The 15,829-nt window shown below is 69.0% G+C and carries 10 protein-coding genes; 4 read left to right on the forward strand and 6 right to left on the reverse strand.

Annotation, left to right across the window (positions count from 1 at the left end; genetic code table 11):
* Positions 1 to 163: 163 nt before the first annotated feature.
* The 6 genes from NBY65_RS06550 to NBY65_RS06575 all read right to left on the reverse strand — a co-directional run bounded on the left by NBY65_RS06550 (position 164) and on the right by NBY65_RS06575 (position 6,022).
* On the reverse strand, positions 164 to 1,096 hold the full coding sequence (locus NBY65_RS06550; protein ID WP_150040033.1) for a branched-chain amino acid ABC transporter permease: 933 nt from the start codon (positions 1,094 to 1,096) through the stop codon (positions 164 to 166).
* A gap of 1 nt (position 1,097) precedes the next feature.
* Positions 1,098 to 1,982: a branched-chain amino acid ABC transporter permease gene (locus tag NBY65_RS06555; RefSeq protein WP_150040032.1), complete on the reverse strand. Its 885-nt coding sequence runs from the start codon at positions 1,980 to 1,982 to the stop codon at positions 1,098 to 1,100.
* Positions 1,983 to 2,021: 39 nt separating this feature from the next.
* Positions 2,022 to 3,248, reverse strand: coding sequence for an ABC transporter substrate-binding protein (locus NBY65_RS06560; protein ID WP_150040031.1), 1,227 nt, complete (start codon positions 3,246 to 3,248; stop codon positions 2,022 to 2,024).
* Positions 3,249 to 3,290: 42 nt separating this feature from the next.
* A complete protein-coding gene (locus NBY65_RS06565; RefSeq protein ID WP_150040030.1) occupies positions 3,291 to 4,517 on the reverse strand; it encodes an ABC transporter substrate-binding protein in 1,227 nt (408 codons plus the stop codon).
* A gap of 67 nt (positions 4,518 to 4,584) precedes the next feature.
* Positions 4,585 to 5,277 carry an ABC transporter ATP-binding protein gene (locus NBY65_RS06570; RefSeq protein WP_150040029.1) on the reverse strand — a complete coding sequence of 231 codons (693 nt, stop codon included), beginning with the start codon at positions 5,275 to 5,277 and terminating at the stop codon, positions 4,585 to 4,587.
* On the reverse strand, positions 5,270 to 6,022 hold the full coding sequence (locus NBY65_RS06575; RefSeq protein WP_150040028.1) for an ABC transporter ATP-binding protein: 753 nt from the start codon (positions 6,020 to 6,022) through the stop codon (positions 5,270 to 5,272). Before NBY65_RS06575 ends, NBY65_RS06570 begins: the two co-directional genes overlap by 8 nt.
* A 689-nt stretch (positions 6,023 to 6,711) precedes the next feature.
* On the opposite strand from NBY65_RS06575, the gene NBY65_RS06580 reads away from it, so the two are divergent.
* From NBY65_RS06580 to NBY65_RS06595, 4 genes are read left to right on the forward strand one after another with little or no spacing between them, the layout of a single operon-like run.
* Positions 6,712 to 8,193 (forward strand): efflux transporter outer membrane subunit, encoded by a 1,482-nt coding sequence (locus NBY65_RS06580; RefSeq protein WP_150040027.1) that lies wholly within the window; start codon positions 6,712 to 6,714, stop codon positions 8,191 to 8,193.
* Positions 8,194 to 8,221: 28 nt separating this feature from the next.
* The gene (locus NBY65_RS06585; RefSeq protein WP_150040026.1) at positions 8,222 to 9,460 is read left to right on the forward strand and encodes an efflux RND transporter periplasmic adaptor subunit; all 1,239 of its coding nucleotides are present in this window, start codon (positions 8,222 to 8,224) and stop codon (positions 9,458 to 9,460) included.
* Positions 9,461 to 9,491: 31 nt separating this feature from the next.
* The gene (locus NBY65_RS06590; RefSeq protein ID WP_150040025.1) at positions 9,492 to 12,611 is read left to right on the forward strand and encodes a multidrug efflux RND transporter permease subunit; all 3,120 of its coding nucleotides are present in this window, start codon (positions 9,492 to 9,494) and stop codon (positions 12,609 to 12,611) included.
* Between the two features lie 16 nt (positions 12,612 to 12,627).
* Positions 12,628 to 15,732, forward strand: a complete 3,105-nt coding sequence (locus NBY65_RS06595; protein WP_250265641.1) for an efflux RND transporter permease subunit — start codon at positions 12,628 to 12,630, stop codon at positions 15,730 to 15,732.
* Positions 15,733 to 15,829 lie beyond the last annotated feature (97 nt).

Consider the following 15,829-nt stretch of genomic DNA (forward strand, 5'->3'; position numbering starts at 1 on the left):
GATCCCATGTTTGGTTCCTGGGAGGGGGGGGCATCCTCGCCGGTGACGGGTCCGTGCCGGTTCGCCCCCCTCCCAGGAACCAAACACCCGGGGTGCAGGGGTCTTCGACCCCTGCCGGAGTCCAGAGGCGGAGCCTCTGGCGGGGCCGGGGCAGCGCCCCGGGCTACAGTTTCAGCCGCAGCGCGGCGGCCAGTTCGCCGATCACGCCGCGGCGGAACGCGATCACGCAGACGACGAAGATGACCCCCTGTGTCACCGTCACCCAGGAGCCGAACTGGGCGAGGTAGTTTTCCATGCCGGTCAGGATCAGGGCGCCCATGACCGGTCCGAACACGGTGCCGAGTCCGCCCACCAGGCTCATCAGCACCACCTCGCCGTGCATCGACCAGTGCACGTCGGTCAGCGTGGCGATGCCGAACACCAGGGCCTTGGTGCCGCCGGCGATCCCGGCGAGGAAGGTGGACAGCACGAAGGCCAGCCACTTGTAGTCATCGGTGCGATAGCCGAGCGAGGTCGCGCGTGGCTCGTTCTCGCGGATCGCCTTCATCACCTGGCCGAACGGCGAATGGACGATGCGGTGGATCAGCAGGAAGCCGATCAGGAAGATGACGGCGACCAGCCAGTACAGCGCCATGTCGTTCTGCAGCGGGATCAGGCCGAAGAGCGGGGCGCGGGGCACCTGCTGGATGCCGTCCTCACCGCCGGTGAAAGGCGCCTGCAGGCAGAAGAAATAGACCATCTGCGCCAGCGCGAGCGTGATCATCGAGAAGTAGATGCCCGAGCGCCGGATGGCGAGCCAGCCGAACACCGTGCCCAGGGCCGCGCCGGTCAGCCCCCCGAACAGGATGGCGAGTTCGGCCGACACGCCCCAGTTCTTGGCGGTCCAGGCAGCGATGTAGCTGCCCATGCCGAAATACGCGGCATGGCCGAAGGACAGCAGCCCGACATAGCCGACCAGCAGGTTGAAGGCGCAGGCGAACAGCGCGAAGCACAGCACCTTCATCAGGAACACGGGATACAGCAGGAAGGGTGCCACGGCGATCAGGGCGACCATCACCAGGAAGGCGACGGCCTGGGCGCGGGTGAAGCCGGACATCTCAAGCCCTTCCGAACAGGCCAGCCGGACGGGCCAGCAGCACGATCACCATCACCACGAAGATCACCGTCGCCGAGGCTTGCGGGTAATAGACCTTGGTCAGCCCCTCGAGGATGCCCAGGCCGAAGCCGGTGACGATGGAGCCCAGGATCGACCCCATCCCGCCGATCACCACCACCGCGAACACCGCGATGATGAAGGACGATCCCATGTTGGGATTGACCGAATAGATCGGCGCGGCCAGCACGCCGGCGAAGGCCGCCAGCGCCACGCCCGCGCCGTAGGTCAGCGTGACCAGGCGCGGCACGTTGACGCCGAAGGCCTGCACCAGTGGCGCGTTCTCGGTGGCGGCGCGCAGCGTCGAGCCGATCGGGGTCTTCTCGATCACCAGCCAGGTCAGCAGGCACATCGTCGCCGCCGCGATCACCACCCAGCCACGATAGTTCGGCAGGATCATGAAGCCGAGATCGGTCGCCCCCTGCAGGGCCGCCGGGATGGCATAGGGCATGCCGGAGGAGCCGAACTCGTTGCGGGCCAACCCCTCGATGATCAGCGCCACGCCGAAGGTCAGCAGCAGGCCGTAGATATGATCCAGCTTGTAGAGCTTGTTGATCAGCGTGCGTTCCAGCACCACCCCGAAGGCGCCGACGATCAGCGGTGCCAAAACCAGCGCCGCCCAGTAGCCGATGCCAAGGTAGTTCAGCAATCCCCACGCCACGAAGGCGCCGAGCATGAACAGGGCGCCATGGGCGAAGTTGATGATGTTCAGCATGCCGAAGATGACGGCGAGCCCCAGCGACAGCAGCGCGTAGAACGCGCCGTTGATCAGGCCGAGCAGGAGCTGGCCGTACAGCAGGACCAGCGGCTTTCCGAAGATCATGATCATGGACGCTGAACCACTCCGGGCATCGGGATCACGGCTCCTTCAGGCTTTCACGTAATAGCAATGGCCATCGGCGAGCGGGCGCCAGGCCTGGTCGGGCGGGGTGGTCTGGATCAGCTTGTAGTAATCCCAGGGCCCCTTGCTCTGGGCGGGCGACTTCACCTCGAAGAGATAGGCGTTGAACAGGCCGCGCCCGTCCTGGCGGATCGATCCCTTGCCGAAGGCGTCGTCATCGACCGGGATGGACTTCATCTTCGTGGCGATCGCGCTGCCGCTTTTCTTCGCCTCGGCCACCCCCATGGCGGAAACCGCCTTCAGGAAATGCAGCGTGGCCGAGTAATTGCCGGCATGGCTCATGTTCGGCCAGTTGTTGGGCGAGCGCGGCAGGAAGCGCTTGGTGAAGGCACGGGTGCGGTCGTTCAGGTCCCAGTAGAAGCTCTCAGTCAGCCGCAGCCCCTTGGCGACCGGCAGCCCGAGCGCATGCACGTCGGTGATGTACATCAGCATCGCCGCCAGCGTCATGCTGCCGGTCAGGCCGAACTCGTTGGCCTGCTTGATGCTGTTCACCGTATCGGCGCCGGCGTTGCACAGGCCCAGCACCTTCGCCCCGGAAGCCTGGGCCTGCAGCAGGAAGGACGAGAAATCGCTGGTGCCCGGAAATGGATAGGTGGAGCTGCCCAGCACCTTGCCGCCGGCGGCGGTGACGAAGGTGCTGGTATCGGCCTGCAACTGCTTGCCGAAGGCATAGTCGGCGGTGATGAAGTACCAGCTCGTGCCGCCGGCCTTGACCGTGGCACCGCCGGTGGACTTCGCCAGCATGTAGGTGTCGTAGGTGTAATGGATCACGCTCGGCGCGCAGTTGCTGCCGGTCAGCGCCGCGGTGGCGGCGCCGTTGTTGATGTTCAGCTTGTCCTTCTGCTTGGCGACGCCGGCGACCGCCAGCGCCACCGAGGAGGTCGGCACGTCGATGATCAGGTCGACATTGTCGTTGTCGTACCACTGCGCCGCGATCGAGGCGCCGAGATCGGGCTTGTTCTGGTGGTCGGCGGAGATGACCTCCACGGTGAAGCCCTTGGCGCCGAACTCCTCCACCGCCATCCGCACCGCCGCGACCCCGCTCTGGCCGGTCACGTCGCGATAGGGACCGGACTGGTCATTCAGCACGCCGATTTTGATGGTGTTGGCCTGGGCACGCGCGCGCCGTCCGGATGCCGCCACGGTGGTGGCGGCGGCGGCGGTGCCGAGCAGAACGCGGCGGGAGAGTGCCATGCATGTCCTCCTGTCGTTCCCGGTGCGGATGATCGGTCGGCGTCAGGCACGAACGAGCGGACAGGCGCCGGCCTCCAGCGGACGGAACGCCTGGTCGGCCGGGGTGGTGGCGAGCAATTTGTAGTAGTCCCAGGCTCCCCGGCTCTCGGAAGGCTTCTTCACCTCGAACAGATAGGCCGGGTGCAGCTTGCGCCCGTCGGGGCGGATGCTGCCGCGGCCGAAGCAATCGTCCTCGGTCGGCGTCGCGCGCAGTTGCGCGGTGGTGGCCGCGCCATCGGCCTTGGCCTGGGCCACCCCCATCGCCTGCGCCACCTTCAGGTAATGCAGCGTGCTGGAATAGACGCCGGCCTGCACCATGGTCGGGCGCCGCCCCGGCAGGCGGCGGATGAACTTGTCGGAGAAGCGGCGGGTGCCATCGTTCAGGTCCCAGTAGAAGCTCTCGGTCAGGGTCAGCCCCTGCGCCACCTCCAGCCCGAGCGAATGCACGTCGGAGAGGAAGATCAGCAGCCCGGCGAGCCGCATCCGCTGCGAGATGCCGAATTCCTTCGCCTGCTTGATGCTGTTGATCACGTCGGCACCGGCGCTGGCCAGCCCCAGCACCTTGGCGCCGGAAGCCTGCGCCTGCAGCAGGAAGGAAGAGAAGTCGCTGGTGCCGGGGAAGGGATAGCGCACCGTCCCCAGCACCTTGCCGCCGGCCTGTTCGACGAAGGCGGTGGTGTCGCGCTGCAGCGCATGGCCGAAGGCGTAGTCGGCGGCGACGATGAACCAGGAATCGCCGCCGGTCTTCACCATCGCCCCGCCGGTGGATTTCGCCAGCATGTAGGTGTCGTACACCCAGTGGATGGTGTTGGCGTTGCACTGGGCCCCGGTGAGGTCGGAGGTGGCGGCACCGGAATTGATGTAGACCTTGTTCTTCTCCTTCGCGACATTTGCCACCGCCAGCCCGACCGCCGAATTGGCGCATTCGAGGATGATGTCGACACCGTCGCGGTCGAACCATTGCCGGGCGACGTTGGTGCCGATATCGGCCTTGTTCTGGTGGTCGGCCGAGAGCACCTCGACATTCATGCCTTTGGCGGAAACGCCGAAATCCGCCAGCGCCAGCCGGGCGGACTCGATCGCCCCCGGTCCCGCCAGGTCCTTGTACGGCCCGGACAGATCGGTCAGCACGCCGATCTTCAGCGTCGCTCCCTGCGCGCGCGCACGCAGGCCCGGCAGGCTCGCGGCCGCCGCCGCCGATCCGAGAAGTACACGTCGGCTCAGTCGCATCTTTTCCGTTCTCCCTGCAGCGGCCTGTTTCGGCCGGTCTGTTCTTGATCTTGATAAAGCGGGGCGGTCAGACCCCGAGATAGTCGTGCAGCTTGTCCATGCTGGCCGCCAGCTCGGCATTGGCGACCATGTCCACCACCCGGCCATGCTCCATGATGTAGTGCCGGTCCGCCACGGTCTGGGCGAAGCGGAAATTCTGCTCGACCAGCAGCACGGTGAAGCCGCGTTGCTTGATCTCGCGGATGGTGCGGCCGATCTGCTGCACGATCACCGGGGCGAGTCCCTCGGTCGGCTCGTCCAGCAGCAGCAGTTTCGCCCCGGTGCGCAGGATGCGCGCGATCGCCAGCATCTGCTGCTCGCCGCCCGACAGCTTGGTGCCCGGGCTGTTGGCGCGTTCCCTGAGGTTGGGGAACAGCGCATAGATGGTGTCCAGGTCGAGCCCGCCCGATGCCACCACCCGCGGCAACATCAGGTTCTCGGTCACGCTGAGGCTGGCGAAGATGCCACGCTCTTCCGGGCAGAAGCCGATGCCCGCATGCGCGATCAGGTCGGGGCGCAGCTCGATCGTCTCCCGCCCGCGCAGCCGGATGCTGCCGCTGCGCTGTGGCACCAGGCCCATGATGCTCTTCATCGTGGTGGTCTTGCCTGCCCCGTTGCGGCCGAGCAGCGTCACCACCTCGCCTTCGCGCACGTCGAAATCGACACCGTGCAGGATGTGGCTCTCGCCGTACCAGGCGTGCAGGTTGCGGACCTCAAGCATCGACCGTTCCCAGATAGGCGGAGATGACCTCCGGATTGTTGGACACGGCGGCGTAGTCGCCTTCCGCCAGGACGCGGCCACGGGTCAGCACCGTCAGCGTGTCGCACAGCCCTTCCACCACCGAGAGATTGTGCTCCACCATCAGGATGGTGCGGCCGCGGCGGACCCGCCGGATCAGCGCCACGATCCGTTCCACGTCCTCGTGCGTCATGCCCGCGGTCGGCTCGTCGAGCAGCATCATCTCCGGATCGAGGGCGAGCGTGGTCGCGATTTCCAGCGCCCGCTTGCGGCCATAGGACAGGGCAACCGCGGGCGTATCGACATGATCCCCCAGCCCCACGTCCTCGAGCAGTTCGCGCGCACGGTGGTCGTAATGGTGCAGCACCTCTTCGCTGCGCCAGAAATCGAAGCTGCCGCCGCGGGCGCGCTGCAGCGCCACCCGCACGTTTTCCAGCGCGCTCAGATGGGCGAACACCGCCGAGATCTGGAAGCTGCGCACCAGCCCCAGCCGCGCCACCTCGGCCGGCCGCATCCCGGTGATGTCACGGTCCTTGAAGTGGATGGTCCCGCGCGTCGGCTGCAGGAACTTGGTCAGCAGGTTGAAGCAGGTGGTCTTGCCGGCCCCGTTCGGGCCGATCAGCGCGTGGATCGTTCCGGCCCGCACCCGCAAGGTGACATCGTTCACGGCGATGAAGCCGCGAAACTCCTTGGTCAGCCCCTCCGTCGCCAGGATGATGTCGGACACCCCCGGACGCCTCCCATTATTTTCGTCAACCCTGATTTGCATAAGGCCGGGCCCAGCGCAAGATTGTCTGAGCGCAACCAACAGTAAAACCTCGGGCAGATGACATGAAAGCGTTGTGCATCGCAGCGTAAGCGTCATTCATGACTGCCCGTTGCCTCCCGACGGCGCGGATGCCCTTCGAGTCATTTCATGAACAGTGACTCCATCCCCAACGCGGCTGCCACGGGGCGGCTGGTCAGCACGTCCGGAAACCGGACGCCCCATGTCGGCAAAGCCGACACCCCACCCGAGATGAAACCCGCCGGAGGCGGGAAACACGCCGCCCAGAGCATGGCATGACAGTTGCAGTGCGCGGGCCGTCCGCAATACGGCCCGGCTGCTGCGCCCTGGCCGCCAGTGATGGAGGCCGACATGACGCGCGCCGCGCCGGGACGGGAAAGTCCCGTCGCAGTCGTGGCACGGGCGCCGGAGATGGTGGCCCGGTTCAGGCACTGCGGCGGGAGCATCCACTGCATGAACCGCCGCGTTGCCCTCCGCCTGGGAAGAAGATCCCCAACGTGTTTACAACCACTGATATTTCTAGGCTGCGTGCCCTCACGTCGCTATATGAGCCCCGCCACAGCTCGAGGATTTTCGCCGCCGCCCTCCGGGGCTGAGACCGGAGCCGGTCGCGCATATCGCATATCCGGATGACCCTCCCCTCCCCCCCGGGCCTTCGCGCCGTGCTCCCGGTGCTGGCCGTCGTGCCGCTGCTCGCCGCCTGCACTCTCGGCCCTGCCTATCAGCGGCCCGATGCCGCCCAGCCCGTCGCGTGGCAGGCAGATGCGCCGGCCGGCGCCCCGGTCTGGCCCGCGGCGGACTGGTGGAAGGGTTTTCGCTCCGCCGAGCTCGATGCCCTGATCGCCCAGGCGCAGACGGCCAATTTCGACATCGCCGCCGCCACCGCGCGCATCCGCCAGGCCGATGCGGCGCTGCGCATTGCCGGCGCCCCGCTGCTGCCTTCGGTCAGCGCCACCGGTCAGGAAACCTGGAACCGCGTGGCGCTGTCCCGCCGCACCGGTTCCAGCAGCCTCGGCGGCATCTCCAAAAGCACCTATTACGAAACCCGCAACTACGAGCTCAGCCTCTCGGCCTCCTACGAGATCGACCTGTGGGGCCGGCTGCGCGCCACGCGTGATGCGGCGCTCGGCACGGCGCTGGCCAGCCGCTTCGACCAGCAGACGGTGGCGCTGACCGCGGTCACCGGGGTCGCCAACGCCTGGTTCCAGGTGCTGGCGCTGCAGGACCGGCTGGACATCGCCGAGCGCAACCTCCGCGACGCCGAGACGACGCTGCGCGCCATCGAAGGCCGCGCCTCGGTCGGCACCGCCTCCCTGCTCGACGTCTCCCAACAGCAGGCGCTGGTGGCCGGGCTGCGGGCGCAGGTGCCGGCGCTGCGCAGTCAGCTGACGCAACAGCTCAACGGGCTGGGCATCCTGACCGGCCAGTTGCCCGAGGCGATCACCGCCCGCCCGGGCACGCTGAACACGCTGGCCCTGCCGGAAGTCGCCCCCGGCCTGCCCTCCGAACTGCTGGCCCGCCGCCCCGACATCGCCAATGCCGAGGCGCAGCTCATGGCGGCGAACGCGGATATCCGGGTGGCGCGCGCCGCCTTCTTCCCGCAGGTGCCGCTGACCCTGTCGGGCGGCTGGCAGGTCTACAGCGTCAACGCCCTGTTCGGCCCGGGCTCGCTGTTCGCCCAGGCCGCCATCGGCGCCACCCAGCAGATCTTCAACAACGGCCAGCTCTCCGCCCAGCTCGAACAGCAGAAGGCCCGCTACGACGAACTGGTCGCCACCTACCGCAAGGCGGTGGTGCAGGCCTTCACCGATGTCGAGAACGCCCTCGCCGCCTATCGCTACACCACCGAGCAGGAACGGCTGGAGCGCGACGCCGTCACCACCGCGCAGCGTGCCGCCGACATCGCCCGCGCCCAGTTGCTGGCCGGCACCAGCGACATCGTGCAGGTGCTGCAGGCGCAGACCACGCTGTTCAACAACCTCGACCTGCTGGCGCAGGTGCGGCTGACCCGGTTCCAGGCGCTGGTGGACCTGTACAAGGCGCTCGGCGGCGGTTGGACTCGCGACGCGACGGCCCCACCTGAAACCAAACTGTTCCAGGGCGTCCTATGAGCTTCCCCCAACCCGATCGTGAGCTGTGATGCGCCGTCTGCTGATCCTGCTGCTCGTCCTCGGCGCCATCGGGGGAGGCGTGTACTGGTGGACGCATCTGCGCGTGCCGTCGGCGCCGCCCGTTGCCCAGGGCGGGCGCAGCGGACGCCCCATGGGGGGACCGGCCGACATCATTCCCGTGCTGGTCGCCCCGGCCGGCCGGCAGGACGTGCCGATCTACCTGGAGGGCCTGGGCACCGTGCAGGCTTCCGCCACCGTCACCGTCAGGGCGATGGTGGACGGCCCGCTGCTGGAAGTGCGGTTCCGCGAGGGCCAGGACGTGCGCGCGGGCGACGTGCTGGCGCGGATCGACCCGCGCACCTATCAGGCCGCGCTCGACCAGGCGATCGCCAAGAAGAAGCAGGACGAGGCGCAACTGGCCAATGCGCGGCTGGACGCCGCCCGCTACGCCAAGCTGGCGAGCACCAATTTCATCTCGGCGCAGCAGGCCGACACCGCGCGCGCCCAGGTGGCGCAACTGGAGGCTCAGGTGCAGTCCGATCAGGCACAGATCGACAGCGCCCGCACCCAGCTTTCCTACACCACCATCACCGCCCCGATCGAAGGCCGCGTCGGCTTCCGTCAGGTCGATGCCGGCAACATCGTCCGCGCCGGTGACCAGACCGGGCTCGCGGTGATCACCACGCTGCGGCCGATCCTGGTGCAGTTCACCCTGCCGCAGCAGGCACTGGCCCAGGTGGCAGCCGCCATGGCCGAGGGTCCGGCCGAGGTGCTGGCGGTGCCGCAGGACACCGCGCCGGTGCCGACCCGCCCGGTGCTCGACCGCGGCGTCCTCACGGTGCTCGACAACCAGGTGGATGCCGCCACCGGCACCATCCGCCTGCGCGCCCGCTTCCCCAACGAGCGCCTCGCGCTCTGGCCGGGCGCCTTCGTGACCGCGCGGCTGAAGGTCGAAACCCTGCGCGACACCACCGTGGTGCCGCCGGTCGCGGTGCAGCGCGGGCCGCAGGGGCCTTATGTCTATGTCGCCAACGCCAATGACACCGCCTCGCGCCGGCTGGTGAAGGTGGGACACGAGGACATGCTGCTCGCCGTCGTCACCGAGGGGCTGGCCCCGGGGGAGCAGGTCGTGGTGGACGGCGCCTCGCGCCTGACCGACGGCGCGAAGATCAGCATCGTCCGGCCATCCGGAGCCGAGCCGCCCGCGTCGCAGCCACGCCGCGGGCCGCCGGAAACCGCGAGCCGGCGCGCCCCCGGCGCGACATGACCTGCGCGCCCCCCGCCGGGACGCGGTCGCCATGAACATCTCCGCCCCGTTCATCGCCCGCCCGATCGCGACCGGGCTGCTGGCGGTCGCGGTCATGCTGGCCGGGCTGCTCGGCTACCGGGCGCTGCCGGTCTCGGCGCTGCCGCAGGTCGATTTCCCCACCATCCAGGTCACCACCCAATTGCCGGGCGCCAACCCGGACACGGTGGCGACGCTGATCACCGCCTCGCTGGAGCGGCAGTTCGGCCAGATCCAGGGCCTGAGCACGATGACCTCCACCAGCTCGGAGGGCACCAGCCAGATCACCCTGCAATTCTCGCTCGAACGCAGCATCGACAGCGCGGCGCAGGACGTGCAGGCCGCCATCAACGCCTCGGCCGGCACGCTGCCGGTCAACCTGCCCTACCCGCCGGTCTATGCGAAGGTGAACCCGGCCGACGCGCCCATCCTGACCCTGGCGCTGATGTCGGAGGCGATCACGCTCGACCGGGTCAGCGACGCCGCGGATACGCTGCTGCAACCCAAGCTCAGCCAGATCGACGGCGTCGGCCGGGTCGCCGTGCAGGGCAACATGCGCCCGGCGGTGCGGGTGCGGGTCGATCCCGCGCGCCTCGCCGCCTACGGCCTGTCGCTCGAGGACGTGCGCAGCGCGGTCGCCGCGGCCAACGTGAACGGTGCCAAGGGCGGCTTCGACGGCCCCCGCCAGGCCTTCGCCCTGGACGCCAACGACCAGCTGGTCTCGCCGGAGGCCTATCGGGACCTGGTGATCGCCTGGCGCAGCACCGCCCCGGTGCGGCTGAGCGATGTCGGCAGCGTGATCGGGGGTGTGGAGAACGACCGCGTCGCCGCCTGGTACCACGGCCCCGACGGGCAGACCCGCAAGGCCGTGCTGCTGGACATCCAGCGCCAGCCCGGTGCCAACATCGTGCAGACCGTCGAGCGCATCCGGCAGGCCCTGCCCCAGTTGCAGCGCGCCATGCCCTCGGCGATCCGCATGGTGGTGGTCACCGACCGCACCGAGACGATCCGCGCCAGCGTCGCCGATGTCCAGTTCACCCTGGTCCTGGCGATCGTGCTGGTGGTGCTGGTGATCTACGTCTTCCTGCGCTCCTGGCGCGCCACCGCGATCCCGGCGGTGGCGCTGCCGTTGTCGCTGATCGGCACCTTCGGGGTGATGGCGCTGTGCGGCTACGGCCTGGACAACCTCTCGTTGATGGCCCTGACCGTCGCCACCGGCTTCGTGGTCGATGACGCCATCGTCATGATCGAGAACGTGGTCCGCTACATCGAGGCCGGGGAAGGCCCGCTCGCCGCCGCCTACAAGGGGGCGCGGCAGATCGGCTTCACCATCGTCTCGCTGACCGTCTCGCTGATCGCGGTGTTCATCCCGCTGCTGTTCATGACCGGCGTGGTCGGCCGGCTGTTCAGCGAATTCGCGGTGACGCTGTCGGTCGCGGTGGTGGTCTCGGCGGTGATCTCGCTCACGCTGACGCCGATGATGTGCGGGCGGCTGCTGCGCCCGTCGGCGGAGGAAAAGCCCGGCTGGGTGGCGCGCGCCTTCGATGCCGGATTCCACCGGCTGCTGGCCGGCTACGCCACCACCCTGCGCTGGTCGCTGCGGCATCAGACGCTGATGCTGGTGCTCGCCGCCGCCACCCTCGCCGGCACCGTCGCGCTCTATGTCGTGGTGCCGAAGGGCTTCCTGCCGCAGCAGGACACCGGCGTCATCGTCGCCGTCACCGAAGCGGCGCAGAGCATCTCCATCCCGCGCATGAGCGCCCTGCAGGAACGCGCCGCCGACATCGTCCGCGAGGACCCGGCGGTGGTCTCGGTGGCGAGCTTCGTCGGCGCCGGCGCGATCAATCCCACCCCCAACACCGGCCGCCTGACCATCGCGCTGAAGCCGCGCCGGCAGCGCGACGCGGACGCCGCGACCATTGCCGCCCGGCTGCAGCAGCGCCTCGCCGGGATCCCCGGCCTGTCGATCTTCATGCAGCCGGTGCAGGACATCCAGATCGGCACCCGCGTCAGCCGCACCCAGTACCAGTACACGCTGATGGACACCGACCCGGTGGAACTCAGCCGCTGGGCGCCGCGCCTGCTGGAGCGGCTGCGCGCGAGCCCGGTGCTGCGCGACGTCGCCAGCGACCAGCAGGACGAGGGCTTCCGCACCTTCGTGCGCATCGACCGCGACGCCGCGCTGCGGCTGGGGGTGTCGATGCAGGCAGTGCAGGACACGCTGTACGACGCCTTCGGCCAGCGCCAGATCTCCACCATCTTCGCCCAGGCCAACCAGTACCGCGTGGTGCTGGAGGCCGATCCGGCCTGGCAGGCCGATCCGAACGCGCTGCAGCGCCTGCGCGTGCCCGGCTCCGCCGCGACCGTGGGCAACAACCAGGTGCCGCTGTCGGCCATCGCCCGCATCGAGCGCGTCACCGCCCCGCTCGCCGTCACCCGACAGGCGCAGTTCCCCTCGGTGACGCTCAGCTTCAACCTCGCCCCCGACGCCTCGCTCGGGGAGGCGGTGCGGACGGTGGCCGAGGCCGAACAGGAGATCGGCCTGCCCGCCACCATCTCGGGCAATTATTCCGGCGACGCGGCCGAGTTCCAGAAATCACTGTCCAGCCAGCCCTGGCTGATCCTGGCCGCGGTCGTGGTGATCTACATCGTGCTCGGCGTGCTGTACGAAAGCCTGATCCACCCCGTCACCATTCTCTCCACCCTGCCCTCGGCCGGCATCGGCGCGCTGCTGGCGCTGATGCTGGTGGGGGAGGACCTGTCACTGGTGGCGCTGGTCGGGCTGGTGTTGCTGATGGGCATCGTCAAGAAGAACGCCATCATGATGGTGGACTTCGCCATCGAGGCCGAGCGCGAGCGCGGCATCGCCCCGGAAGCGGCGATCGAGGAGGCCAGCCTGCTGCGCTTCCGCCCGATCATGATGACGACGATGGCCGCCCTGCTCGGCGCGCTGCCGCTGGTGATCGAGCAGGGCACCGGCAGCGAGCTGCGCTTCCCGCTCGGCGTCACCATCGTCGGCGGGCTGCTGCTCAGCCAGGTGCTGACGCTCTACACCACGCCGGCGATTTATCTGGCCTTCGAGAAGCTGCGGCTGCGCTTCTTCCGCGCGCCACGGACCGCGCCGGCGGAATGACAGCGGCGGGGCTGCGATGAGTTTCTCCACCCCCTTCATCCTCCGTCCGGTCGCCACCGTCCTGCTGGCGATCGGCATCCTGCTGGCCGGCGCGGTCGCCTATCGCTTCCTGCCGGTGGCGGCGCTGCCGAGCGTGGACATCCCCACCGTGGTGGTCTTCGCCAGCCGCCCCGGCGCCGATCCGGAGACCATGGCGACCTCGATCGCCGCCCCGCTGGAACGCCGCCTTGGCGAGATCGCCGGCGTCACCGAGCTGACCTCCACCTCGGCGGTCGGCTCGACCAGCATCGTCGTGCAGTTCGACCTCAGCCGCGACATCGACGGCGCCGCCCACGACGTGCAGGCCGCCATCAACGCCGCCACCCCCGACCTGCCCTCCGACCTGCCGACCCGCCCGTATTTCCGCAAGTTCAACCCGGCGGAAATGCCGGTCATCACCCTCGCCCTGACCTCCGACACGCTGTCGCCGGCGCAGGTCTACGACGCCGCCGACAGCGTGCTCGCCCAGCGGCTGTCCCAGGTGGAGGGGGTCGCGGCGGTGCAGGTGAACGGCGCCGAGAAGCCGGCGGTGCGGGTGCGGCTCAATCCGGCGGCACTGGCCGCGGCGGGGCTCTCCGCCCAGGACGTCACCACCGCGATCCGGGCGGCCAACGTCAACGGGCCGCTCGGCGGCTTTCAGGGCCCGGACCGCGCCGAGACCATCGGGCTGAACAACCAACTGATGAAGGCGGCCGATTACCGTGGGCTGGTGCTGAAATCCAGCAACGGCGCCACGCTGCGCCTGTCCGATGTCGCCAGCGTGATCGATGGCGTCGCCAATACCCGCCTCGCCGCCTGGTTCGGCCGGCATCCGGCGATCCTGCTGAACGTCACCAAGACCGCCGGCGCCAACGTCATCGAGACGGTGGACCGGGTCAAGGCGGTGCTGCCGTTGCTGCAATCCTGGATGCCGCCGGACATCCACCTCACCATCCTCTCCGACCGCACCCAGAGCATCCGCGCCAGCGTCGACGACGTGCAGCTCACGCTGCTGATGTCGGTGGGGCTGGTGCTGATGGTGGTGGCGCTGTTCATGCGCCGGCTGGTGCCCACCATCGCCGCCATGGTCACCGTGCCGCTCTCGATCGCCGGGACGCTGGCGGCGATGTGGCTCTATGGCTTCTCGCTGAACAATTTCTCGCTGATGGCGCTGACTGTCGCCACCGGCTTCGTGGTCGACGACGCCATCGTCATGATCGAGAACATCGTCCGCCACATGGAACGCGGCACCCCGCCGCTGCAGGCGGCGATCGTGGGCGCGCGGCAGATCGGCTTCACCGTGGTGTCGATCAGCCTCTCGCTGGTGGCGGTGTTCATCCCCGTGCTGTTCATGGGCGGCATCCTCGGCCGGCTGTTCCACGAATTCGCCACCACCCTCACCCTCGCCATCGCCATCTCGGCCGTGGTGTCGCTGACGCTGACGCCGATGCTGTGCGGGCAGTTCATGCGGCCGGACCAGCCGGGGACCGCCGCGGCGCCCCGGCGGGCCAGCCTGTGGACGCGCCTCGACGCGCTGCTGGACCGCGGCTTCCGGCGCCTGCAGCACGGCTATGCCGACAGCCTGGCCTGGGCGCTGCGCTGGCGCTGGCTGATGCTGCTGGCGACCTTCGCCACCATCGGCCTGACCATCTGGCTCTACACCGCCGTGCCCAAGGGCTTCCTGCCGACACAGGATACCGGGCTGCTGCAGGGCTCCACCCTGGCCGGGCCGGAGATCTCCTTCGCCGCCATGACCGAGCGCCAGCGCGCCGTGGTGGAGGTGCTGCTTGCCGATCCGGCCATCGAGGCGGTGGGATCCACCATCGGCGTCAGCAGCGGCTGGGGGTCACAGAATCGCGGCCAGCTTACCATCGCACTCAAGCCTTACGCCCAACGCGGCGTCACCGCCGACCAGGTGATCGCACGGCTGCGGCCGCAGCTCGCCCGGGTCGGCGCCATGCAGACCTTCCTGTGGGCGGCGCAGGACATGCGTGGCGGCGGCCGCCAGGGGGCGGACAACCAGTTCGTGCTGCTCGGCCCCGACCTCGCCGAAGTGCGCCAGTGGTCGGAGCGGCTGACCGCCCGGTTGCGCGTCACCCCCGGCATCACCGACGTCTCCAGCGACCAGGACCGTGCCGGGCCGCAGGCCAACCTGGTGATCGACCGCGAGGCGGCAGCCCGGCTCGGCGTCTCGGTCAACGCGATCGACGCGGCGCTCGACAACGCCTTCGCGCAGCGCCAGGTCTCGATCATCTACACCGCCCGCAACCAGTACCGCGTGGTGGTCGAGGTCGATCCGCGGCTGCAGGACGATCCCACCGACCTGTTCCACCTGTTCGTGCCCGGCCGCAACGGCACCCAGGTGCCGATCGGCGCGGTGACCCGGCTGGAGCGCGGCTCGGCCCCGCTCGCGGTGCGCCACCAGGGCCAGTTCCCCGCCGCCACCATCAGCTACGGCACCGCGCCCGGCACCGCCGAAGGCAGCGCCGCCGCCGCCGTGCAGCAGGCGGCACTGGATCTGCGCATGCCCGACACGCTGCGCACCGATTTCGCCGGCAACGCCCGCTGGCTGGCGCAGAGCCTGAGCAGCCAGCCCTACCTGATCGGGGCCGCCTTCCTCGCGATCTACATCGTGCTCGGCGTGCTGTACGAAAGCCTGACCCAGCCGATCACCATCATCTCCACCCTGCCCTCGGCCGGGCTCGGAGCGCTGCTGGCGATGCTGGTCACCAATACGCCGCTCGGCATCATGGGCATCATCGGCATCCTGCTGCTGATGGGCATCGTGAAGAAAAACGCCATCATGATGATCGACTTCGCGCTGGAGCAGGAACGCCAGCACGGGCTCTCGCCGCAGCAGGCGATCCACGCCGCCTGCCTGGAACGCTTCCGCCCGATCATGATGACCACGCTCGCGGCCCTGCTCAGCGCGGTGCCGCTGGCGCTCGGCTTCGGCACCGGCGGGGAATTGCGCCAGCCACTCGGCATCGCCGTCATCGGCGGGCTGATCGTCAGCCAGGCCCTGACGCTCTATACCACGCCAATCATCTCCCTGGCCCTGCAGCGGCGGCGGTCCAAGGCAGTGCCCGCACCAGCGGAATAGCGGGGCGCTGCCCCGCCCCCGCCAGGAGGCTTCGCCTCCTGGACCTCCACCAAGGGCAAAGCCCTTGGAACCCGATACTCTGTGCCGCGCAGCGCGA

Origin of the sequence: Rhodovastum atsumiense, assembly GCF_937425535.1 — a bacterium.
Taxonomy (GTDB): Bacteria; Pseudomonadota; Alphaproteobacteria; order Acetobacterales; family Acetobacteraceae; genus Rhodovastum; species Rhodovastum atsumiense.